Below are 21,293 nucleotides of genomic sequence, written 5' to 3' on the forward strand. Positions count from 1 at the left end.
TTGGCAATTTCGCAGCCGGCATCTCCTTTTCAACGGCGGTGTTTGGCGAAGGCAGAGACAACAGTCGATCTCCCCCCTTGAGGGGGAGATGTCCGGCAGGACAGAGGGGGGCGCCAAGGAACGCGGCCTCCGCAAGTTCTGCTTTGCGTTTTTCCTGGCGATACTGGCTGCACTGTTCCTCACCCCTCCCGCCTCGGCCGCCAAGATCGACGACCAGTTCCGCGCCTGGCTGCGGAGCGATCTGTGGCCTGACGCCAAGGCCAAGCGCATTTCCAAGCAGACCTTCGATGCCGCCTTCGACGGCGTCAAACCCAATCTCAAGCTGCCCGATCTTGTCATGCCCGGCGAGAAGCCGAAGACCCCGCAGAAGCAGCATCAGGCCGAGTTCGGCTCGCCCGGCGCCTATTTCGCCGAGAAGACCATCCGCGCCGTCACATCGGGCGGGCGGACGCGCGCGGCGGCCAACGCCAGGACGCTCGCCGCGATCGAAAAGCGCTATGGCGTGCCGGGCGAGGTCCTTTTGGCGATCTGGGGCCGCGAAACAGGGTTCGGCGCGGCGAAGATGCCTTACGACGCCTTCGAGGTGCTGGGCACCAAGGCGTTCATGTCGACGAGGAAGGACTTCTTCCGCACCGAGCTGCTGGCGGCGCTCGAGATCGTCCAGCGCGGATTGGCCCCGGTGGATGCGATGAAATCGTCCTGGGCCGGCGCGCTCGGCCAACCGCAGTTCATGCCGACATCGTTTCTCAAGCATGCGGTGGATTTCGATGGCGACGGGCGTGTCGACATCTGGAGCTCGACGCCTGACGTGCTCGCCTCGATCGCCAACTATCTCGTCCATTATGGCTGGGTGAGGGGACGTGGCTGGGGCTTCGAGGTGACCGTGCCCGAGAGCGTCTCCTGTTCGCTCGAAGGCCCCGACCAGGGCAAGACAATCTCGCAATGGGCCGCAATGGGCATCAAGCGTGTCGGCGGCAAGGCATTCCCGGCGAGCGAGCTGAAGGCCGAGGGCTTCCTGCTGATGCCGGCCGGCCGCAGCGGCCCGGCCTTCATCGCCACGCCCAATTTCTACGTGCTGAAGCAATACAACACCAGCGACCTCTATGCCCTCTTCATCGGCCATGGCGCCGACCGCATCGCCCATGGCGATGCGAATTTTTCCGGCAGCTGGGGTGCGGTCGGTGACCTCCACCGCTCCGACATCGCCGCCCTGCAGCGGGCGCTGGAGGCCAAGGGCTACGATGTCGGCAGCGCCGACGGGCTGCCCGGCTTCAAGACCCGCCGCTCGATCGGCGCCTGGCAGGAAAAGAACGGCAAGCCCGCCACCTGCTTCCCCGATGCCGGCCTGGTCGCTGCTCTGAAGTAACTCCCACGTCAGGGTTTTTTCTCGAATGCGGGCCTCTGTTGGCCTTCGCATGCTCCGGCTCGCCCGCCTGCCACTATGATCCAGTGAGCCGACGCATAAATGCTCGTTGCCCGCCGCGAGGCCGCCGGATATGCTGTTGACCAACTGGACAAAAACCACGACGGTAAGTGGTCAAAGGGGGCCCTTGTCGGCCTGGAAAAACACCGCAACCCTGAGCCGGGAACTCAGGTCAACAAAACAGGGAACAATCACCATGATGATGGAAAAGCTTGCTCTACGATCCCGCATTCTGCTTGCGGGTGCCGCAATGTCGGCGCTGCTTCTGGCGGGAGCGCCGGCTGGCGCGGTCACGCCAGCCGACACGCTGGTCGAAGGCTTTGCCATCGATGACATCATCTCCATGGATCCGGGCGAGGCATTCGAGCTGTCGACCGCCGAGGTCACCGGCAACACCTATGACCTGCTGGTCCGGCTCGACCTCAGCGACACCTCCAAGGTCAAGGGCGACCTCGCCGAAAGCTGGACCGTCTCGGACGATGGCCTGACCTACACGTTCAAGCTCAAGCCCGGCCTGAAATTCGCCTCGGGCAACCCGATCACCGCGGCCGACGTCGCCTATTCGTTCGAACGCGCCGTCAAGCTGGACAAGAGCCCGGCCTTCATCATCGACCAGTTCGGGATCAGCGGCGACAATGTCGCCGAAAAAGCCAAGGCGGTCGACGACACCACCTTCCAGTTCATCGTCGACAAGGCCTATGCGCCGAGCTTCGTGTTGAACTGCCTGTCGGCCACCGTCGCCTCGGTCGTCGACGCCAAGCTGGTCAAGGAACATGTCGCGGCGGTCACGCCGAGCGCCGACTACAAATGGGACAATGATTTCGGCAATGCCTGGCTGAAGACTGGCTATGCCGGCTCGGGCGTCTACAAGCTGCGTGAGTGGCGCGCCAACGAGGCCGTCGTGCTCGAACGGAACGACAATTACTACGGCGAAAAGGCCAAGCTTGCTCGCGTCATCTACCGCAACATGAAGGAAAGCTCGGCACAGCGCCTGGCGCTTGAGGCCGGCGACATCGACGTCGCCCGCAATCTCGAGCCGAACGACCTCGACGCCATTGCCAAGAACCCCGACCTCACCACAACCAGTGCGCCGAAGGGCACTGTCTACTACATCAGCCTCAACCAGAAGAACCAGAACCTCGCCAAGCCCGAAGTCCGCCAGGCCTTCAAATATCTGGTCGACTATGACGCGCTGAGCTCGACCATCCTCAAGGGCATCGGTGAAATCCACCAGACTTTCCTGCCCAAGGGCGTGCTCGGAGAACTGGACAAGAACCCGTTCAAGCTCGACGTCGCCAAGGCCAAGGAACTGCTGGCCAAGGCAGGCCTGCCCGACGGCTTCAGCGTGACCATGGATGTGCGCACCGGCCAGCCGACAACCGGCATGGCGGAATCGATCCAGCAGACGCTCGGCCAGGCCGGTATCAAGCTGGAGATCATTCCCGGCGACGGCAAGCAGACGTTGACCAAGTACCGCGCCCGCAACCACGACATCTATATCGGTCAGTGGGGCCAGGACTATTTCGATCCGAACTCCAATGCCCAGACCTTTGCCTCGAACCCGGACAATTCGGATGAGGGCAAGTCCAAGACGCTGGCCTGGCGCAACGCCTGGGATATTCCGGACCTGACCAAGCAAACCGAAGCCGCTTTGCTGGAGAAGGATTCGGGCAAGCGCGCCGACATGTACAAGGATCTGCAGCAGAAGATCCTCGACACCAGTCCCTTCGTCATCATCCATCAGCAGCTGGAAGTCGCCGGGTTGCGCAAGAACCTCAAGGGTTTCGCGCTCGGCCCGAGCTTCGACACCAATTTCGTTGGGCCGGTTTCCAAGGAATAGCGCCGGCGGATGAGCGTAGCTGAAAATCAGGCGGCGGCAGGGCGCGGCAGCGCCCGTGCCGTCGCCATTTTCTCATCGATCGGCCGCTTCCTGGTGATCGCGATCACGACCTATCTCGGTCTGCTCGCGGTGACCTTTTTCATTGGCCGCGTCATCCCCATCGACCCGGTGTTGGCCGTGCTCGGCGACCGGGCGCCGGCCAATGTCGTGGAACGCACGCGCCGCGAGATGGGTCTCGACCTGCCGCTGGTCGAGCAGTTCTATATTTATGTCAAAAATGCCCTCAATGGTGATTTCGGCACCTCGGTGCTGACCACCAATCCGGTCATGACCGACATCCGCCGCGCCCTTCCGGCAACGACGGAACTGGCGACGTTGGGGACACTGATCGGCGCGCTGTTCGGCGTGCCGCTGGGTGTGCTGGCTGCCGTCAGGCGCGGCAGCCTCATCGACCAGGTCGTCCGCGTCATCGGCCTGATCGGCTATTCCGTGCCGATCTTCTGGCTTGGCCTGCTCGGGCTCGTCCTGTTCTACGCCAAGCTGCAATGGGTGGCTTTCCCGGCGCGGCTCGACGTCGTCTACGAATACACCTTCACGCCGATCACTGGCTTCTACCTTCTCGATTCGGCGATGCAGGGGCAGTGGGATGTCTTCTGGGACGCGTTCCGCCACATCATCCTGCCGGCCTCGCTGCTCGGCTATTTCTCGCTCGCCTATATCAGCCGCATGACGCGCTCCTTCATGCTCAACGAACTCACCCAGGAATATATCGTCGCCGCGCGCGCCAAGGGCCTGTCGGAAACCCGCATCATCTGGGCTCATGCATTGCGCAATGCCGCCGTGCCGATGGTGACCGTGATCGCGCTCTCCTATGCCGGGCTGCTGGAAGGCTCGGTGTTGACCGAGACGGTCTTCTCCTGGCCTGGCATCGGCCTCTACATCACCAATTCGCTGCAGAATGCCGACATGAACGCGGTGCTCGGCGGCACCATCGTCATCGGCTCGGTGTTCATAGCCATCAATCTCCTGTCCGACCTGCTTTACCGCGTGCTCGACCCGAGGACCAAGGTAAGATGAGCAGAGGAATCCCACTTTCAGGCTCGGCTGCGGCCCACCCCGGCCCTTCGGGCCACCTTTCCTCTCCCCCGTCGAACGGGGCAGAGTTGGTCTGCGAAGCAGACCGGAGTGGGGGTCGACAGCGCCAAGAGGCATCGTCATGACCGCCTCCGACGCCGCCCCCCTCTCCCGCCGCGACTGGCTGCTCAGCGAGCGGCCGGCCTCGCGCATGCAGGCGAGGCTCGGCCGCGCCTATGTCGCGTGGCGGCGTTTCTCCGCCAATCGGCTGGCCTTTCTCGGCCTGCTCATCATCATCGCGCTGCTGGTCATTGCCGCCCTTGCCGGGGTGCTGGCGCCTTATTCGCCGACTTTCGGCGATCTGAAGAATGCGCGCCTGCTGGCGCCAAGCGCCGAGCACTGGTTCGGCACCGACGATCTCGGCCGCGATATCCTCTCGCGCATTCTCTACGGCTCGCGCTGGACGCTGTATGTCGTCATCCTGGTCGCCATCATCGCCGCCCCCATCGGCCTCGTGGTCGGCACCGTCGCCGGCTATGCCGGCGGCTGGACCGATGCCATACTGATGCGCATCACCGACATCTTCCTCGCTTTCCCCAAGCTGATCCTGGCGCTGGCCTTTGTCGCGGCCCTCGGCCCCGGCATCGAGAACGCGGTGCTCGCCATCGCCATCACCTCCTGGCCGCCCTATGCCCGCATCGCGCGTGCCGAAACGCTGACTGTGCGCAATTCCGATTACATCAAGGCGGTGGAGCTGATGGGCGCCTCGCCCTTCCGCATCGTGCTGCGCCACATCATGCCGCTCTGCATCTCCTCGCTGATCATCCGCGTGACGCTCGACATGGCCGGCATCATCCTCACCGCCGCCGGCCTCGGGTTCCTCGGCCTCGGCGCGCAGCCGCCGCTGCCCGAATGGGGCACGATGATCGCTTCGGGCCGCCGCTTCGTGCTCGACCAATGGTGGGTGGCCGGCGCGCCGGGCTTCGCCATCCTGATCGTCAGCCTCGGCTTCAACCTGCTTGGTGACGGCCTGCGCGACGCGCTCGACCCGCGGAGCGGCGACCAATGAACGGCGAAACGAGGACACGGCCGGAACGCGCATTGCTCGAAGTCGACGATCTGCGCGTCACCTTCCCGACGCGCACCGGGCTGATCGAGGCGGTGCGCGGCGTTTCCTTCTCGCTAGGCCGCGAGCGGCTCGGCATCGTCGGCGAGAGCGGCTCGGGCAAGTCGCAGACCGGCCGTGCCATCATGGGGCTGACGCCGCCCCAGGCGCGGATATCGGCGAAGAGGCTGGCTTTCGACGGCATCGACCTTCTGGCCGCATCGCCACGTGAGCGCCGCGCGCTGCGGGGCAATCGCATCGCCATGATCCTGCAGGATCCGAAATATTCGCTCGACCCGGTGATGAGCATCGGCCGCCAGATCGTCGAGACGCTGCGCACCCATGAGAAGGTCTCCAAGGCCGAGGCGCGGGAGCGCGCGCTGGCCATGCTGGAGGCGGTGCAGATCCGCGACCCCCGGCGTGTCTTCGACCTGCATCCGCACGAGGTCTCCGGCGGCATGGGCCAGCGCGCCATGATCGCCATGATGCTGATCGCCGGGCCGGAAATGATGATCGCCGACGAGCCGACCTCGGCGCTCGACGTCACCGTGCAACTCGACGTGCTCGGCATTCTCGACCGGCTGGTCGGCGAGCGCGGCATGGGGCTGATCTTCATCTCGCACGATCTGCGCCTGGTCTCGTCCTTTTGCGACCGCGTCATCGTCATGTATGCCGGCAAGGTGGTGGAGCAGCTCAAGGCCTCCGAACTCGGTCGCGCCCAGCATCCCTACACGCGCGGCCTGCTCAACTGCATGCCCAAGATCGGCGCCGATCGTCACCCGCTGCCGGTGCTCGACCGCAAGCCGGAGTGGGCGGCATGACGTCAGCAATTGCCGTCGACGGGCTGGAGGTCATCTTCGACCGCTTTCGCGCACTGAAGGGCGTCAGCCTGGACGTGCAGCCGGGCGAATCCTTCGGCCTGGTCGGTGAATCTGGCTCCGGCAAATCGACGCTGCTCAGGGCGATCGCCGGCCTTGCGCCGGTCGCTTCGGGCAGCATCACGGTCAACGGCAAGAAGCTCGGCGCGCGCCGCGACAAGGCCTTTTACCGCGAAGTGCAGATGGTGTTCCAGGATCCGTACGGTTCGCTGCACCCGCGCCAGACCATCGACCGCCTGCTGCAGGAGCCGCTCGCCATCCATGGTTTTGGCGACGGGGAAAAGCGCATCCAGCGGGCGCTCGACGAGGTCGGCCTCGGCAACGGCTTCCGCTTCCGCTACTCGCATCAATTGTCGGGCGGCCAGCGCCAGCGCGTGGCGATCGCGCGCGCGCTGATCCTCGAACCGTCGATCCTGCTGCTCGACGAGCCGACCTCGGCGCTCGATGCCTCGGTGCAGGCCGAGGTGCTCAACCTGCTCGAGGAAGTACGCCGGCGGCGCAAGCTGACCTTCCTGATGGTCAGCCACGACCTCGCCATCATCACCCATATGTGCGAACGCCTGATGGTGATGCAAAGCGGCGAGGCGGTGGAGAATTTGACGGCGGGTGACTTGGTCGAGCGGCGCGTGACGAAGGATTACACGCGCAATCTCTTGCGGGCCAGCGACGGGTTTGTGAGGGTGTAGCTGAACTTTCAACGCGACGCTGATCGCCCCTTGTCTTCAGGCCCTGCCGCTTTCCGGGATGGCATCATCGGCCGGCGCAGTGCTTTCCTGCCCTCGCTTCGGCTCCTTGATCCTGAACCACGTCACATAAAGCGCCGGCAGGAACAGCAGCGTGATCGCAGTACCCGCGATGATGCCACCCATCATCGCGTAGGCCATCGGTCCCCAGAACACTTCGCGCGCGATCGGGATCAGCGCCAGGCTGGCGGCGGCGGCCGTCAGCGCGATCGGCCGCATCCGGTGTTCGGTCGCCTCGATAACGGCGGCCCAACGGTCCTTGCCCTCCGCGACAAGGTCCTCGATCTGCACGATCAGGATGACCGAGTTGCGGATCAGGATGCCGATCAGGGCAAGCACGCCGAGGATGGCGACGAAGCCGAGCGGCGCGCCGCTCGGCACCAGGGCCGCCACCACGCCGATCAACCCGAGCGGCGCCACCGCAACGACCAGGAACAGGCGCTGGAAGCTCTGCAGCTGGACCATCAGGATGGTTGCCATCACAAACAGCATCAGCGGCACGACGGCCGCTATCGGCCCCTGGCTCTTGGCGCTTTCCTCGACGGAGCCGGCGGTCTCGACGGAATAGCCCGGCGGCAGCTTGGCGATGAAGCCATCGACCGATGGCTTCAGTTCGTTGACCACTGTTGCCGGCAGAACGTCGCCGACCAGGCCGGCCCGCACGGTGATGGTCGGGATGCGGTCGCGCCGCCATACCGTCGGTTGTTCGAGCTCGTAGCGGAAGTTGGCCACCGCCGCGAGCGGGATGGCCTCGCCGGTGCTGGTCGGCAGCTGCATGTTCTGCAAAGTCTCGATCGAGCCGCGTTCGGCCTCGCGCGAGCGCGCCACGACGTTGATCAGGTAGGTGGCGTCACGCACTTGCGTGATGGTGGCGCCGCCGACGGTGCTGTTGAGCGCGCTGGCGATGTCGGAGGAGGTGATGCCGAGCTGCCGCGCCTTGTCCTGCAGCACGTCGACCCTGAGCACGCGCTGCGGCTCGTTCCAGTCGAAGGTCGGCGCGGCGAGTTTGGGATTGGCTGAAATCACGCCGGCGAATTGCTGCGCCAGCGAGCGCACCGTCTGGATGTCGGGCCCGCCGACGCGGTACTGCACGGGGCGGCCGACAGGCGGTCCGAGTTCGAGCAGCTTCACGAAGGCGTCGGTACCGACGAATTCCTCGCGCAGCAGCTTTTCCAGCGCCGGCTTCACCCGGTTGCGCGCCTCGATGCTCTTGGTGACGATCACCGTCTGGCCGAAATAGGGATTGGCCGGTTGCACGTCATAGGCGAGCACGAACCGCACCGCGCCTTGGCCGATATAGGACGAGAAATGGTCGATGTCGGGATTGCCGACCAGCGCCCGCTGCTCGAACCGCTCCATCTGCTCGCGCGTGTCGGCGATCGAGGAATTCTGCGGCAGGTTCCAGTCGACGATCAGCTCCGGCCGGTCCGAGGGCGGGAAGAACTGCTGCTGCACCAGGCCGAAGCCGGCGATCGACGCGGCAAACAACAGCACCGTGGCGATGATGGTCAGCCAGTGATGGCGCACCGAGCCGACAAGGGCACGCCGGAACAGCGAGGTGAAGCGACCCGGCTGGTCGTGATGCTTCGTCTTCATCGTCGCCGGCAGAATGGTGACGCCGAGCAGCGGCGCGAACAGCACCGCCACGATCCACGACACCAGCAGCGACACGGCGATGACGACGAACAGGGTGAAGGTGTATTCGCCGGCGGCGCTGTTGTTGAGGCCGATCGGAATGAAGCCCGCGACGGTCACCAGCGTGCCGGTCAGCATCGGGAAGGCGGTCGATGTGTAGACATAGGTCGCCGCCTTGCGCAGGCTATCACCGACCTCCAGCCGCGCCACCATCATCTCGACCGCGATCATCGCGTCGTCGACCAGAAGCCCGAGCGCGATGATCAGCGCACCGAGCGAGATGCGCTGCAGCGAGATGCCGAGATAGGACATGACCGTGAAGGTGATGGCCAGCACCAGCGGGATCGACAGCGCGACGACGAAGCCTGCGCGCATGCCGAGACTGATGAAGGACACGGCCAGCACGATGGCCACCGCCTCGAACAAGGCGCGCGTGAAGCCCGAGACCGCTTCCTCGACGATGACCGGCTGGTCGGCGACCAGATGCACGCCGACGCCGACCGGCAGGTCTGCCAGCACCTTGTTCATCGCCTCATGCAGCGCCTCGCCGAATTTGAGCAGATTGGCGTTGGGCTTCATGCCGATGGCAAGCCCGATCGCGTCCTGGCCGTTGAAGCGGAACAGTGCCGTTGGCGGATCGGCATAGCCGCGCGTGATCGTCGCCACGTCGCTCAGCCGGAAGAAGCGGTCGTTGACGCGAAGATTGATTGCGCGAAGGCTCTCTTCGGAGGTGAACTGGCCGCCGACCCGCACGCTGATGCGTTCCGGGCCGGATTGGATGACGCCGGACGGGGTGATCGCGTTCTGCGCCTGCAGGCTTGCCACGATCGCCTGTTGGTTGAGGCCGAGGGCCGCGATCTGGCGGGTCGAGAATTCGAGATAGATCGCCTCGTCCTGGGCACCGACCAGGTCCACCTTGCCGGCATTCGGCACGGTCAGGATTTTTGTCCTGACATCCTCGACATAGTCGCGCAGCTGGCGCGGCGTCAGCCCGTCCGACGTAAAGGCGTAGATGTTGCCGTAGACGTCGCCGAAACGGTCGTTGAAGAACGGTCCCTGGACGCCTTGCGGGAACTGCGCCTTGATATCGTTGACCATGTTGCGCACCTGAATCCAGTTCGGCACGACGTCGCGCGCCTTGGTGGTGTCCTTCAGGTTGACGAAGATGACGGTCTGGCCGGCTGTGGTGACGGATTTGGTGTAGTCGAGGCTGTCGAGTTCCTCGAGCTTCTTCTCGATGCGGTCGGTCACCTGCTGCACCGTCTCCTTGACCGAAGCGCCGGGCCAATTGGCCTGGATGATCATGGTCTTGATGGTGAAGGCGGGGTCTTCCTCGCGGCCGAGGTTGAGGTAGGAGAAGATGCCGGCCGCAACGAAGACCAGCATGAAATACCAGACCATCGAGCGGTGGTTGAGCGCCCAGTCGGAGAGGTTGAAGCCCTTCATGAGGCCCCTCCCGCGGGCAGTTTGACCTTCTGACCTTCGGTCAGGCTGTGGACGCCGGCGGTGACGACGCGCATTCCCGCTTCCAGCCCCTGAGCCACCGTGAAGGTTCCGCCGTTCCTGGAGGCAACCTTGATCTCGCGCGTGCTCACGCTCGATGTCTGCGCATCGAGGACCCACACCCTGTCGGAGCCGTTCCTCTGGAAGAGCGCCGACAGCGGCAGTTCGATCGTCGGCTCCACCGTGGTCATGCGCGTTGCCGTCACGGTCGAGCCGAGCCGGAAGGCCTGCGGCGGATCGGTGAGCGTCAGCCGCACGCGCCGCGTGCGCGTCGAGCCCTCGGCCTGCGGCGCGATCTCGCGCAGCTTGGCCTCGGTCCGGATCGTCGGCAGCGATTGCAGGATGACCTGGAACGGCGTGCCGGCCGTGAGATTGCCGGTCAACCGGTCTGGAATATCGACCACCGCTTCGCGCGGGTCCGAGCGCGCCACGGTGACGACCGTCTGGCCGGGGGAGACCGTCTGGCCGACCTCGGCGCCGACAGCGGTGACGACGCCGTCGAAATCCGAGAACAGCCTGGCATAGCCGAGCTGCTCCTGCGATTTGGCCAGCGAGGCCCTGGCCCGCTCGACACTGGCCTCGGCCGCCTTCCTCGCCTGCTGCGCGGCATCGAACACGGCTTGCGTGGTGTTGGCGCTGGCAAGCAATTGGCGTTGGCGCTCCTCGCTGGCGGCGGCGTTGGCAAACTGTGCCTCGGCATTGGAGAGCTCGGCCTTGGCCGCCTGGACCGACAGCTCCAAGGCGGTCGGGTCCAGTGCCGCGATCGTCGTGCCCTTGCTGACGATGTCGCCGACATTGACGTCGCGGGACACGACCCGGCCGAGCAGGCGAAAGGCGAGATCGGCGCTGACCTGCGGCTCGACCGATCCGGCGAAGCCGAAGACCTGCGTGGTGCGCGGCTCGACCACCACCGACAGCACCGGCCGGATGATCTCCGGAGGCTTCTCCTCCGACTTCGAGCAGGCGGCGAGCGCGCCAAGCGCGATCAGGCCAAGCAGGAGGCGCGGCATCCGGCTCATTGGCCCGCTCCCGATATCTCGATTTTCTGACCCGCACTGAGCAGCTGTCCGCCCGCGGTGACGACGCTTTGGCCCTCCTCCAATCCCCTGGCGATGACGACGGTGCCGGAATTGAAAGCCAGCACCTCGACCGGTGCCATCGTCACCGTACCGGTCGAGGGATCGACGATCCAGACCGCCGGCTTGCCGGCGCTGGACGTCAATGCCTGCCAGGGCAGCAGGATCGCCTTGGCCGGTTTGGCGCCGGCCGAGCCGATGACGGCCGCGCCCAGCGGCATGCCGGCGGGCGTATCGGCAATGCCGACCTTGACCCGGATCGAGCCCGACGCCGGATCGACCGCCGGGGAGATTTCGCGCACCTTGCCCGTTGCCCTGATCTGCGGGTCGGACAGGAGCGTGATCGTCACCGCCGGCGAGGTCGGCGTCCTGGCGATCAACGTCTCCTGGACGTTGAACACCGCGTCGCGGTCGCCGTCCTCGGCGACGGTGAAGACGGTCTGCGCAGCCTGCACCACCTGGCCGGTTTCGACTTGGCGGGCGGTGATGACGCCCGCGGCGCCAGCCTTGAGTTCGGTGAAGGACAGGTTCTGCTTGGCATTGGCGAGCGCGCTCTGCGCCGCGTCGAGGCTGCCTTGCGCCACCTTCAATGCCTGATCGGCGGCGTCATAGTCGCGCCTGGTGGTGTAACCCTGGGCAAGCAGCGTCTTTTGCCGCTCGAAGGCGGCGGCGGACTGGGTCAACTGCGCTTGCGCCGCGTCGAGATCGGCCTGCGCCGAGCGCAAATCGGATTCCTGCTCCTGCGGGTCGATGCGGGCAAGCACCGCGCCCTTGTCGACATGCTGGCCGACATCGGCAAGCCGTTCGGCGACGCGGCCGCCGACCCGGAACGATAGATTATTCAGCGTGCGCGCCGCGATCACCCCGGTCAGCGCGGTTCTCGGCGCATAGTCGGCCATCGCCACGGTCTCGGTGCGCACCATGATCGGCAGCTTTTTTTCCGCCGCTTCCTGTTTCTGGCAGCCGGCCAAAAGCAGGACGGCCGTGCAAGTGAAAAGCGCTACGCCGATGGAAAAAATCGAAAAATTGGAAGGTTTGACCGATGGCGGCGAGACGGACGATGTCGCGTTCCTGCTCATGGGCTCCCTCAGCCGCAGGCCGCTCGCCGATCGCGATGCCTCGCGGATCCCGGCACGATAGTTGATCTCCCGAAAAAGGAAACCGGACTCGTACCCGTATCAGTGATCCGACTCGGGTTTGCAACGGCCTGACGACGGCCAGTCCCGGCCGGGCAGCTTTTCGTGATAGGAATTTTTTCCTTGACGAGGTGAAGGCAACTATGATAGATATTTGAATATGGTGCTGAGTTGCGCCAGGGACCCGCCGCACAGGCGGTTTTTCCGCTCAATGATCCTCAACAGCGCGCCGCGAAGGCTCCGAACCCGTTAACGCAGTCCGTTGCCTGGTACGGATATCGCCGGCTGGTCAGGCGCGATACCTCAGGCCCAATCGCCTGCCGGCGGTGCCGACTTGAGGAAAGCATGAAATAAGCCCAGAAGACATCTGATCAAGCAGAACGGGCGCCGGCCCTATGAGGGACATCATGAAGAACTCAGCCATTTCCGAACGCAAGAGCCAGTCGATCTCGCGCGGTGTCGGTATGACCACGCAGATTTACGCCGACCGGGCCGAGAACTCGGAGATCTGGGATGTCGAGGGCCGCCGCTACATCGATTTCTCCTCCGGCATCGCCGTCGTCAACACCGGCCACCGCCACCCCAAGGTCATCGAGGCGGTCAAGGCGCAGCTCGACCGCTTCACCCACACCTGCTACCAGGTGGTGCCCTATGAGAGCTATGTAAGGCTGGCCGAACGGCTGAACGGCATTCTTCCGGGCAAGTTCGAGAAGAAGACGATCTTCGTCACCACCGGCGCCGAGGCGGTCGAGAACGTCATCAAGATCGCCCGCAATGCCACCGGCCGCCAGGCCGTCATCGCCTTTGCCGGCGGCTTCCATGGCCGCACCTTCATGGGCATGGCGCTGACCGGCAAGGTGGTGCCCTACAAGGTCGGCTTCGGCGCCATGCCGGCCGACGTCTTCCACGCCCCGTTCCCGGTGCCGCTGCACGGCGTGTCGGTGGCCGATTCGCTTGCCGCGCTCGATCGCCTGTTCAAGGCCGACGTCGATCCGGCCAGGGTCGCGGCCATCATCGTCGAGCCGGTGCAGGGCGAGGGCGGCTTCTACGAAGCGCCGCGCGATTTCATGACCGCGCTGCGCAAGATCTGCGATCAGCACGGCATCCTGCTCATTGCCGACGAGGTGCAGACCGGCTTTGCCCGCACCGGCAAGATGTTTGCCATGGAGCACCATGAGGTGACCGCCGACATCACCACCATGGCCAAGGGCCTGGCCGGCGGCTTTCCGCTGGCGGCGGTCACCGGCCGCGCCGAGATCATGGATGCGCCTGGCCCCGGCGGGCTGGGCGGAACTTATGGCGGCAGCCCGATCGGCGTTGCCGCCGCGCACGCGGTGCTTGACGTGATCGAGGAAGAGAAACTGTGCGACCGCGCCAACTCGCTCGGCGCCAGGCTGAAGCAGCGTCTGGGCTCGATCCGCGACGACGTCCCCGAAATCGTCGACATCCGTGGCCCCGGTTTCATGAACGCGGTCGAGTTCAACGACGTCAGGAAGGGCTTGCCATCGGCGGAGATGGCCAATGCGGTCAGGCTGAAGGCGCTCGACAAGGGGCTGATCCTGCTCACCTGCGGCGTTCACGGCAACGTCATCCGCTTCCTGGCGCCGCTCACCATCCAGGACGGCATCATGAACGAGGCGCTCGACATTCTGGAAAGCTCGATCCGCGAGGTTCGCGCTGCCTGAAGGGCCGGCGCCCATTTCTCCTGACGGCTTACACTGAGCCCGGTGAACGTGCCGTCAGGAGCTCGGATTCTGTAACCAGGCTGGAATGTCCATCTTGGCGTGCAGCACCCGCCAAACATCGATATGGTCGGTCTGTTCAAGATAAAAAATCAGGTATGGATAGCGCCTGACTTGCACGCTACGCAGACCAGGCAATCCAATTTCGTAGCCATATCTCAGAGAGCCCGATGCCGGATGGCTGGCTAGCAGTTTGTAGGCGTTTTGAAGCTCCTCGATGTAGCCCAATGCCGCGCGCGAACCAGCTTCTCGCGTATAGTAATCGACAGCATCCTCGACATCCCGCAGGGCTAGTTTTCGAGGAATGATCGCCTTTATGGGCACCTACTCTATTGGCCCTGCGCCCGTTTCCGCAGCGCGGCGAAATAATCGTCGTCAACCGGAGCGCCCGGGGCGGACGATGCGCCCTCAAGGAGCAAGCCGCGCAGAAGCTGACGATCTTGATCGCGGCGGATCAATTCACGCACATACTCGCTGCTCGTGCCATAGCCGCGATCGGTCACTTGCTGATCGACAAAATGCTTCAAGCTTTCCGGCAGGGAGATGTTCATGGTGCTCATTCAGGCATTTTATAGCCTATGGCAAAAATTGGCAATCTTAGGCACTGGCCTCGGCTGACTCTTTGTTCTGGAACGCGGCCAGCGCCGCTTTCAATCCGTCCGGCCCCGCTGCCACCGTCTGTGGCGCCGGCGAGAAGCCGGCGCTCAGCATCTTGCGGCCGAGCATGTGGTCGCCGGGGCGGTTGACCGATTCGATGCCGAGCAGCCTGTCTGCGGCATAGTGGTAGATCGAGAACTTGTTGTCGGCGAGATCGCCCAGCACGACATGGCTGTCGCCGCCGGACGTCAGACCGACCATCTGCAGCTTCATGTCGCCGATGTCGGACCAGAACCAGGGCACGGCCGAATAGGCGTCGGCATGGCCCGTTATGGTGCGCGCGGCAAGCCGCGCCTGGTCGGTAGCGTTCTGTACCGATTCCAGCCGCACGTCGCCCCCGGTGAACCAGTGTCGATAGGAGGCGGCGTCGCCGATGGCGAGGATTTCCGGCACCGAGCTGCGCATCTGGTGGTCGACGCGAATGCCGTTGGCGATGGTGAGGCCGGCTTCCCCGGCCAGTTCGACATTGGGCACGGCGCCAATGCCGACGACGACCATGCGCGCCGGCAGCCTTTCGCCAGACGAGGTGATCGCTGCCGTGACATGGCCGTTTTCGCCCTCGAGCCTTGCGATCGTGGTGCCGGTGAGAATGTGCACGCCGGTCGCTTCCAGCCGTTGGCGGACATGGCTCGCCACGATCGGCGCCACGGCGCGGCCAAGCAGCCGGTCAACCGCTTCCACGACCGTTACGGTGCGGCCTGCCGCGCGCAGCGTCGCCGCAATCTCCAGCCCGATGAAGCCGCCGCCGAGGATAACGACGTCTTCGCTCCGTGCGCTCAAGTCCCGGATCAGCCGCGCATCGGCCAGCGAGCGCAACGACACCACACCGGACAGATCCGCGCCCGGCAGCGGCAGGAGGCGCGGGCGCGAGCCGGTGGCGAGGATCAGATGATCGAAGGCAAGTTCGCCGCCGCCTGATATCTCCAAACGGCGACTGCCGGCATTGATCCGGTCAATCCGAACGCCCGGCCGGTAGTCGACGGCGCTGCCGGTGTAAAATGCCTCGCCACGCAAGGGTTGCGGCTTGGCCTCGGCATCCTTGATGAAGGTCTTCGACAGCGGCGGCTTGTGATAGGGCAGCTCGTTCTCATCGCCGACGAGGATCACCGGCCCGTCATAATCGTCCTCGCGCAGGCTTGCCGCCGCCTGCACGCCCGCATGTCCCGCACCGACAATGACCACGCCGTTCTTCATCGCATTCCGATCCCGAACTTGATTTTAGGATGTCTCGCCACGTGGCAATTGTCTGGCGCCGCCGCAAGGGGGCATTTGCGGGTCGCACCCGGAACGGCGGCTGTCAATCGGACAGTTTGGCGATGAAGTCGGCACACGGTGCAGGCGGCTAAAGTTGAGTATCGCAGTTTAGAATAATTCTAAACTGTTGTTTCGATTGAGTTTTCCTGTCGATTTTCGTTGACTTCCATCTGTCCTGAAGCTTTATGGGGCCTCGCGCATCGGCGCATCCCTTTGATGTCTGGGCCTTGAACCCTTTCGATTGGAGGCATTTTGGTGTCTTTCTTCTTCGACCCGCGCGACAGCGCGGCATGCCCCGCGAATGACGGCCTGCACATGGCCTGGCGCCGGTTGTCGCGCGCGCCGTTCACAAAATTCCCGAAAAACTGGAGAGTGATAATGACGGCACGACATGGCAGCAGGCTTGCGGCGATCAGTGCCACGGCGCTGCTGACGGCGGCGGTGTTCGTGCTGCCGGCCAAGGCCGAGAGCGATCCCAAGGCGGTCATCAAGACCTATGCCGACATCGCGCTTGCCAAATACGAGGATTCGCTGACCACCGCGCAGGCGCTCGACAAGGCGGTCGATACCTTGTTGGCCAAGCCTTCGGCCGAGACGCTCAATGCCGCCCGCGAGGCCTGGAAGGCATCGCGCGTTCCCTACCAGCAGACCGAGGTCTACCGCTTCGGCAACAAGATCGTCGACGACTGGGAAGGCAGGGTGAATTCCTGGCCGCTGGACGAAGGCCTGATCGATTATGTCGCCAAGAGCTACGGCACAGAATCCGACGCGAATTCGCTCTACACGGCCAATGTGATCGCCAACAAGGAGATCGAGATCAACGGCAAGAAGGTGGACGCCTCGAAGCTTTCGCCGGAATTCCTCTCCGGCACGCTGCAGGAGGCCGGCGGCGTGGAGGCCAATGTCGCCACCGGCTACCATGCCATCGAGTTCCTGCTCTGGGGTCAGGACCTGCACGGCACCGGACCGGGCGCCGGCGAGCGCCCCTACACCGACTATGATCTCAAGAACTGCACCGGCGGCAATTGCGACCGCCGCGCGGAATATCTGAAGTCAGCCAGCACGCTTTTGGTGTCCGACCTCCAGGAGATGGTCGGCGACTGGAAGGAAGGCGGCGCTGCGCGCAAGAACCTGGTCGACGGCGAGCCGAACGCCGCCATTTCGGCCATCTTCACCGGCATGGGCTCGCTCTCCTACGGCGAACTCGCCGGCGAGCGCATGAAACTCGGCCTGCTGCTGCACGATCCGGAAGAGGAGCATGACTGCTTCTCCGACAACACCTACAATTCCCATCTCTATGACGCCGTCGGCATCCGCGCCGCCTATCACGCCAGCTACACCAGGCTGGACGGCACCGTTATTTCAGGGCCGTCGGTGGCGGACATGGTCAAGGCGGCCGATCCGGCCATCGACAAGGAACTGTCTGACAAGCTCGATGTCACCGTCGCCAAGATGGAGGCGATCAAGGCCCGCGCCGAAGGCGGCGAGGCTTACGACCAGCAGATCGCCGAAGGCAACACCGAGGGCAACGCCACAGTGCAGGCGGCAATCGACGCACTGATCGACCAGACCAAATCGGTCGAACGCGCCGTCGGCGCGCTGAAGCTCAACGCCATAGCCTTTGAGGGTTCAGACAGCCTTGATGCGCCGGACAAGGTGTTCCAGTAAGCGTCGAAGCCTGGAAGCCCGGGCCGAAGTCACAAAGGGCTTCGGCGCGGGGAAGATAGAGTCAAGCCACACGGCGCGGAAGGCGCCGTCAGCCATCCGAGCAAGTTTATGCTGATCTGCCATTGCAACATCATCACCGAGAAGGAGATTGAGCAGACGATCGTCGGGCTGCTGGACCAGGATCCCTGGCAGCTCATCGTGCCGGCAAAAGTCTATCACGCCATGCACAAGCGCGGTCGCTGTTGCGGCTGCTTCCCAAATGTGGTCGAAACGATCATTCGGGTCACCGAGAACTACCACGCCCGCTCGCAGGCGAGCGGCGTGGACATCGTTTCACATCTGGATCGCGTCAGAGGCCTGCGCGTCCAATACGGGAGCAGAACCCATGAAAGGCGAACCACAGGTCATCGAGCGGCTTAACGAGGCTCTGTTCCTGGAGCTTGGTGCCGTCAATCAGTATTGGGTCCATTTCCGTCTGCTGGAGGACTGGGGATACGCCAAGCTCGCCAAGAAGGAACGCGCCGAATCGATCGAGGAGATGCACCATGCCGACAAGCTCGTGGCCCGGATCATCTTCCTGGAAGGGCACCCCAATCTGCAGTCCGTGGCGCCGCTGCGTATCGGACAGAACGTGAAGGAAGTGCTCGAATCCGACCTTGCCGGCGAGTATGACGCTCGCACCGCCTACAAGCGCTCGCGCGAGGTCTGCAACGAAGCCGGCGACTATGTCAGCATGAAACTGTTCGAGGAACTCTTGGCCGACGAGGAGGGGCACATCGACTTCCTCGAGACGCAGCTCGATCTGCTTGCCTCGATCGGCGAGGAAAAATACGGCCAGCTCAATGCCGCATCGGCGGACGAGGCGGAGTAAGGGCATGCGGGAATGCGGCGCACCCTAGCATTGCTGCGCCGCTGGCGGCGGGCCAAAGGGCTGTCGTCAAACAGAAAACCGGGAAGCGTCGTGCTTTCCGGTTCGGCCGCCATCATCCTTTTGGCCTTCGCCACGGGCGGGTCCGGCTCGCAGCAGCCCGCCAATTTCGCCGCCACGCGCACCGACCTCAGCCCGAAGGATCAGGCGCGCGTCACAGCCGTTACCAGGCCGACCAAGGACTTCTCGAAACCCGAGCAGTTCGAATTGATGCAAGGCGGCGCCGGCACATCCAGGAAGGACGTCAACCGCGATTCCTTCTCGCAATCGTCGGCCAACATCACCTTCGAGGAAGAAGGCACCTTCAAGCTGGGCAACGCCCTGTTCCGCAAGAATTGGGTCTCGTCGCCGTCCTCGACGCAGGCTTCCGACGGGCTCGGACCGCTGTTCAACGAACGCGCCTGCCAGAACTGTCATCTGAAGGACGGCCGCGGCCGTCCGCCGCAAGGCACCGGCAGCACGTCGATGTTCCTGCGGCTGGCGCGCGAGCCGAGCACCGAGGAGGAGAAGGCTGGGCTTGCCGACCACAGGCTGCTCAACATCCCCGATCCGGTCTACGGTTCGCAGCTGCAGGATCTTGCCGTCCCCGGCCTGCGCGGCGAGGGCCGGATGCGCGTCGATTACAGCGAGGAAAAAGTCGGGCTCGGCGACGGCACCGTGGTTTCGCTGCGCAAGCCCACTTACGCGGTCGATGATCTGGCCTACGGCCCGCTCGATCCGCGCACCACGCTGTCGCCGCGCCTGACGCCGCCGATGATCGGGCTTGGCCTCATCGAGCAGATCGCGCCCGCTGATATATTCGCCCATGCCGATCCGAACGACCGGGACGGCGACGGCATTTCCGGCAGGCCGAACATCGTGCGCGACGGCATGAGCGGCGAGCTCACCCTTGGTCGTTTCGGCTGGAAGGCGCAGACCGCGTCGATCCGCCAGCAGGCCGCGGATGCCTTTGCCGGCGACATCGGCATCTCGACGCCGGAGGAGCCCAAACATTGGGGCGACTGCACCGCCGCCGAGAAGGATTGCTTTGCCATGCCGGATGGCGTGCAGGAGCGGCTCGGTCAGGCCGAGGCGCCGGCGCCGGTCATGGACCTCGTCACCTTCTATTCGCAGAACCTGGCCGTGCCGGCACGCCGCGACCTCGGCGCCCCTGATGTGCTCGCCGGCAAGAAATTGTTCTACGAGATCGGCTGCGTTTCCTGCCACGCGCCGAAATTCGTAACCCGCCGCGACGCGCCCAACAAGGCGCAGGCCTTCCAGCTTATCTGGCCCTATTCCGACTTCCTGCTGCACGACATGGGCCCCGGCCTTGCCGACGGCCAGGCGGTGGGCGAGGCGACGGGCAACGAATGGCGCACGCCGCCGCTATGGGGCATAGGCCTCACCGAAACGGTCAACGGCAACAATTTTTATCTGCACGATGGCCGCGCCCGCAGCCTGGTCGAGGCGATTCTTTGGCATGGCGGCGAGGGCCAGAAATCGCGCGACCGCTTCGCCGCCGCCGATGCGGCCGACCGCGATGCCTTGGTCAAATTCCTGGAGTCCCTGTGATGTTGAAGCGTTCCGCGCTGGTAATCCTTCTTCCTCTGGCCCTGCTGGGCGTCAGCCCCACATCGGCGGCGGTGAAGGCCACCGACGTCATCCAGCGGGCAATCGACGGCTTTGTCCGGCCAGCCTATGCCAGTCTGCACGATCGCGCGGCGGGCTTGAACAAGGCGATGCACGCGCTTTGCGAAAAACCCTCAAAGGGCGATCTCGATGCGGCACGCGCCGAATTCTCGCGCACGGTGGATGCCTGGTCGTCGGCCGAGATCATCGGGTTCGGCCCGATCAAGGAAAACAACCGGCTGGAGCGAATGCTGTTTTGGCCGGATCGCAAAAGCATCGGCCTGAAACAGGTGCAGGCCGCGCTGGCGGCCCAAGACCCGAGCGCCACCGATCCGGCACAGCTTTCCGGCAAGAGCGTCGCCATGCAGGGGCTCGGCGCCTTGGAGTTCGTGCTCCACGGTGACGGCGCCGATGCGCTTGCCGGCAAGAACGATCCCTATCGCTGCGCCTATGGCGCCGCGGTTGCCGGCAACATCGAAACCATGGCCGGCGATGTCGCCGACGCCTGGAACAAGCCGGACGGCTTTGCGGCGCTCTGGGCCAATCCGGGGCCGCAGAATCCGCTCTATCGCGACGGCACGGAAGCGGTGACGGAACTGGTCGGCATCTTCATCAACGAGCTGGAAATGGTTCGCGACGTGCGCCTGAAAGGCTTCCTGGGCGGCAAGCCGGAGGCGGACAAGCCGAAACAGGCGATCTACTGGCGTTCGCAAAACACCACCAATTCGCTGGCCGGAAACCTTGCCGGCATCGACGGGCTGTTCGAGGCCTCAAAGCTCGGCGATGCGCTGCCGGCCGATGCGCGCTGGATGGCGGAATCGATCCGTATCCAGCTGGTCAACGGCGTCGCCACCGCGAAGTCGGTCCAGGGCCCGATCGACATGGCGCTCGCCGACCCGGCGCTGCGCGCAAAGCTCGAGCATCTCGCGCTGATCACCTCCAGCCTGTCGACCCTGTTCGGCACCAGGCTGACCGCCGAATTCGGCCTGACCGCCGGTTTTTCCTCGCTGGATGGGGACTGAG

General features: G+C 64.4%; 19 protein-coding genes. 13 read left to right on the plus strand and 6 right to left on the minus strand.

What is annotated here, in order from left to right; genetic code table 11:
• The first annotated feature begins 88 nt into the window (after window positions 1-88).
• The 6 genes from FJ951_RS01410 (at window position 89) to FJ951_RS01435 (ending at window position 7,006) form a co-directional block, all read left to right on the plus strand.
• On the plus strand, window positions 89-1,366 hold the full coding sequence (locus tag FJ951_RS01410) for a lytic murein transglycosylase (RefSeq protein ID WP_140513122.1): 1,278 nt from the start codon (window positions 89-91) through the stop codon (window positions 1,364-1,366).
• Window positions 1,367-1,619: 253 nt separating this feature from the next.
• Window positions 1,620-3,263, plus strand: coding sequence for an ABC transporter substrate-binding protein (locus tag FJ951_RS01415; RefSeq protein ID WP_140513124.1), 1,644 nt, complete (start codon window positions 1,620-1,622; stop codon window positions 3,261-3,263).
• A gap of 9 nt (window positions 3,264-3,272) precedes the next feature.
• Window positions 3,273-4,340 carry an ABC transporter permease gene (locus FJ951_RS01420; protein ID WP_140496853.1) on the plus strand — a complete coding sequence of 356 codons (1,068 nt, stop codon included), beginning with the start codon at window positions 3,273-3,275 and terminating at the stop codon, window positions 4,338-4,340.
• 139 nt (window positions 4,341-4,479) lie between these two features.
• The gene (nikC, locus tag FJ951_RS01425) at window positions 4,480-5,406 is read left to right on the plus strand and encodes a nickel transporter permease (protein ID WP_140496850.1); all 927 of its coding nucleotides are present in this window, start codon (window positions 4,480-4,482) and stop codon (window positions 5,404-5,406) included.
• The gene (locus tag FJ951_RS01430; protein ID WP_140513126.1) at window positions 5,403-6,263 is read left to right on the plus strand and encodes an ABC transporter ATP-binding protein; all 861 of its coding nucleotides are present in this window, start codon (window positions 5,403-5,405) and stop codon (window positions 6,261-6,263) included. Before nikC ends, FJ951_RS01430 begins: the two co-directional genes overlap by 4 nt.
• On the plus strand, window positions 6,260-7,006 hold the full coding sequence (locus FJ951_RS01435; RefSeq protein WP_140513128.1) for an ABC transporter ATP-binding protein: 747 nt from the start codon (window positions 6,260-6,262) through the stop codon (window positions 7,004-7,006). The genes FJ951_RS01430 and FJ951_RS01435 overlap by 4 nt, the downstream gene beginning before the upstream one ends.
• Before the next feature lie 36 nt (window positions 7,007-7,042).
• On the opposite strand, the gene FJ951_RS01440 is transcribed toward FJ951_RS01435, so the two are convergent.
• From FJ951_RS01440 to FJ951_RS01450, 3 genes are read right to left on the minus strand one after another with little or no spacing between them, the layout of a single operon-like run.
• Window positions 7,043-10,144, minus strand: coding sequence for an efflux RND transporter permease subunit (locus FJ951_RS01440; RefSeq protein WP_140513130.1), 3,102 nt, complete (start codon window positions 10,142-10,144; stop codon window positions 7,043-7,045).
• Window positions 10,141-11,220 (minus strand): efflux RND transporter periplasmic adaptor subunit, encoded by a 1,080-nt coding sequence (locus FJ951_RS01445; RefSeq protein WP_140513132.1) that lies wholly within the window; start codon window positions 11,218-11,220, stop codon window positions 10,141-10,143. Before FJ951_RS01445 ends, FJ951_RS01440 begins: the two co-directional genes overlap by 4 nt.
• Entirely contained in the window at window positions 11,217-12,200 is a 984-nt protein-coding gene (locus FJ951_RS01450; protein WP_246671670.1) for an efflux RND transporter periplasmic adaptor subunit, read from the minus strand. The genes FJ951_RS01445 and FJ951_RS01450 overlap by 4 nt, the downstream gene beginning before the upstream one ends.
• Between FJ951_RS01450 and FJ951_RS28675 the strand changes: the two genes are divergently transcribed.
• The gene (locus FJ951_RS28675; RefSeq protein WP_246671671.1) at window positions 12,199-12,417 is read left to right on the plus strand and encodes a hypothetical protein; all 219 of its coding nucleotides are present in this window, start codon (window positions 12,199-12,201) and stop codon (window positions 12,415-12,417) included. The two genes, FJ951_RS01450 and FJ951_RS28675, sit on opposite strands and share 2 nt — an antisense overlap.
• A 403-nt stretch (window positions 12,418-12,820) precedes the next feature.
• Window positions 12,821-14,098, plus strand: coding sequence for a 4-aminobutyrate--2-oxoglutarate transaminase (locus tag FJ951_RS01455; RefSeq protein ID WP_140513136.1), 1,278 nt, complete (start codon window positions 12,821-12,823; stop codon window positions 14,096-14,098).
• A 54-nt stretch (window positions 14,099-14,152) separates the two neighbouring features.
• Here FJ951_RS01455 and FJ951_RS01460 read toward each other — a convergent pair whose 3' ends face one another.
• Genes FJ951_RS01460 through FJ951_RS01470 form a run of 3 tightly spaced genes read right to left on the minus strand, consistent with a single transcriptional unit; the run spans window position 14,153 to window position 16,006 of the window.
• The gene (locus FJ951_RS01460; protein ID WP_181167355.1) at window positions 14,153-14,473 is read right to left on the minus strand and encodes a type II toxin-antitoxin system RelE/ParE family toxin; all 321 of its coding nucleotides are present in this window, start codon (window positions 14,471-14,473) and stop codon (window positions 14,153-14,155) included.
• An 11-nt stretch (window positions 14,474-14,484) separates the two neighbouring features.
• A complete protein-coding gene (locus FJ951_RS01465; RefSeq protein ID WP_140496834.1) occupies window positions 14,485-14,715 on the minus strand; it encodes a type II toxin-antitoxin system ParD family antitoxin in 231 nt (76 codons plus the stop codon).
• 37 nt (window positions 14,716-14,752) lie between these two features.
• The gene (locus FJ951_RS01470) at window positions 14,753-16,006 is read right to left on the minus strand and encodes an FAD-dependent oxidoreductase (RefSeq protein WP_140513140.1); all 1,254 of its coding nucleotides are present in this window, start codon (window positions 16,004-16,006) and stop codon (window positions 14,753-14,755) included.
• A 438-nt stretch (window positions 16,007-16,444) separates the two neighbouring features.
• On the opposite strand from FJ951_RS01470, the gene FJ951_RS01475 reads away from it, so the two are divergent.
• The 5 genes from FJ951_RS01475 to FJ951_RS01495 all read left to right on the plus strand — a co-directional run bounded on the left by FJ951_RS01475 (window position 16,445) and on the right by FJ951_RS01495 (window position 21,292).
• Complete coding sequence (locus tag FJ951_RS01475) at window positions 16,445-17,734, plus strand: imelysin family protein (protein ID WP_140513142.1); 1,290 nt, start codon at window positions 16,445-16,447, stop codon at window positions 17,732-17,734.
• A 108-nt stretch (window positions 17,735-17,842) separates the two neighbouring features.
• On the plus strand, window positions 17,843-18,154 hold the full coding sequence (locus FJ951_RS01480) for a (2Fe-2S)-binding protein (protein WP_140513144.1): 312 nt from the start codon (window positions 17,843-17,845) through the stop codon (window positions 18,152-18,154).
• The gene (bfr, locus tag FJ951_RS01485; RefSeq protein ID WP_140513146.1) at window positions 18,120-18,605 is read left to right on the plus strand and encodes a bacterioferritin; all 486 of its coding nucleotides are present in this window, start codon (window positions 18,120-18,122) and stop codon (window positions 18,603-18,605) included. The genes FJ951_RS01480 and bfr overlap by 35 nt, the downstream gene beginning before the upstream one ends.
• Window positions 18,606-18,617: 12 nt before the next feature.
• On the plus strand, window positions 18,618-20,213 hold the full coding sequence (locus FJ951_RS01490; protein ID WP_140513148.1) for a di-heme oxidoredictase family protein: 1,596 nt from the start codon (window positions 18,618-18,620) through the stop codon (window positions 20,211-20,213).
• Window positions 20,213-21,292 carry an imelysin family protein gene (locus FJ951_RS01495; RefSeq protein WP_140513150.1) on the plus strand — a complete coding sequence of 360 codons (1,080 nt, stop codon included), beginning with the start codon at window positions 20,213-20,215 and terminating at the stop codon, window positions 21,290-21,292. Before FJ951_RS01490 ends, FJ951_RS01495 begins: the two co-directional genes overlap by 1 nt.
• Window position 21,293: the final 1 nt, after the last annotated feature.

Origin of the sequence: Mesorhizobium sp. B2-2-3, from assembly GCF_006442405.1 — a bacterium.
Classification (GTDB): Bacteria; Pseudomonadota; Alphaproteobacteria; order Rhizobiales; family Rhizobiaceae; genus Mesorhizobium.

What these genes read in the sequence shown, in the direction of transcription:
- FJ951_RS01495 (WP_140513150.1), top strand. Translation starts at nt 20,213, where the DNA reads ATGTTGAAGCGTTCCGCGCTGGTAATCCTTCTTCCTCTGGCCCTGCTG.
- FJ951_RS01490 (WP_140513148.1), top strand. Translation starts at nt 18,618, where the DNA reads ATGCGGCGCACCCTAGCATTGCTGCGCCGCTGGCGGCGGGCCAAAGGG.
- FJ951_RS01450 (WP_246671670.1), bottom strand. Translation starts at nt 12,200, where the DNA reads ATGGTGCGCACCGAGACCGTGGCGATGGCCGACTATGCGCCGAGAACC.
- FJ951_RS01475 (WP_140513142.1), top strand. Translation starts at nt 16,445, where the DNA reads ATGACGGCACGACATGGCAGCAGGCTTGCGGCGATCAGTGCCACGGCG.
- FJ951_RS28675 (WP_246671671.1), top strand. Translation starts at nt 12,199, where the DNA reads ATGATCGGCAGCTTTTTTTCCGCCGCTTCCTGTTTCTGGCAGCCGGCC.
- FJ951_RS01410 (WP_140513122.1), top strand. Translation starts at nt 89, where the DNA reads ATGTCCGGCAGGACAGAGGGGGGCGCCAAGGAACGCGGCCTCCGCAAG.
- bfr (WP_140513146.1), top strand. Translation starts at nt 18,120, where the DNA reads ATGAAAGGCGAACCACAGGTCATCGAGCGGCTTAACGAGGCTCTGTTC.
- FJ951_RS01465 (WP_140496834.1), bottom strand. Translation starts at nt 14,715, where the DNA reads ATGAGCACCATGAACATCTCCCTGCCGGAAAGCTTGAAGCATTTTGTC.
- FJ951_RS01430 (WP_140513126.1), top strand. Translation starts at nt 5,403, where the DNA reads ATGAACGGCGAAACGAGGACACGGCCGGAACGCGCATTGCTCGAAGTC.
- FJ951_RS01445 (WP_140513132.1), bottom strand. Translation starts at nt 11,220, where the DNA reads ATGAGCCGGATGCCGCGCCTCCTGCTTGGCCTGATCGCGCTTGGCGCG.
- nikC (WP_140496850.1), top strand. Translation starts at nt 4,480, where the DNA reads ATGACCGCCTCCGACGCCGCCCCCCTCTCCCGCCGCGACTGGCTGCTC.
- FJ951_RS01435 (WP_140513128.1), top strand. Translation starts at nt 6,260, where the DNA reads ATGACGTCAGCAATTGCCGTCGACGGGCTGGAGGTCATCTTCGACCGC.
- FJ951_RS01470 (WP_140513140.1), bottom strand. Translation starts at nt 16,006, where the DNA reads ATGAAGAACGGCGTGGTCATTGTCGGTGCGGGACATGCGGGCGTGCAG.
- FJ951_RS01415 (WP_140513124.1), top strand. Translation starts at nt 1,620, where the DNA reads ATGATGATGGAAAAGCTTGCTCTACGATCCCGCATTCTGCTTGCGGGT.
- FJ951_RS01420 (WP_140496853.1), top strand. Translation starts at nt 3,273, where the DNA reads ATGAGCGTAGCTGAAAATCAGGCGGCGGCAGGGCGCGGCAGCGCCCGT.
- FJ951_RS01440 (WP_140513130.1), bottom strand. Translation starts at nt 10,144, where the DNA reads ATGAAGGGCTTCAACCTCTCCGACTGGGCGCTCAACCACCGCTCGATG.
- FJ951_RS01480 (WP_140513144.1), top strand. Translation starts at nt 17,843, where the DNA reads ATGCTGATCTGCCATTGCAACATCATCACCGAGAAGGAGATTGAGCAG.
- FJ951_RS01455 (WP_140513136.1), top strand. Translation starts at nt 12,821, where the DNA reads ATGAAGAACTCAGCCATTTCCGAACGCAAGAGCCAGTCGATCTCGCGC.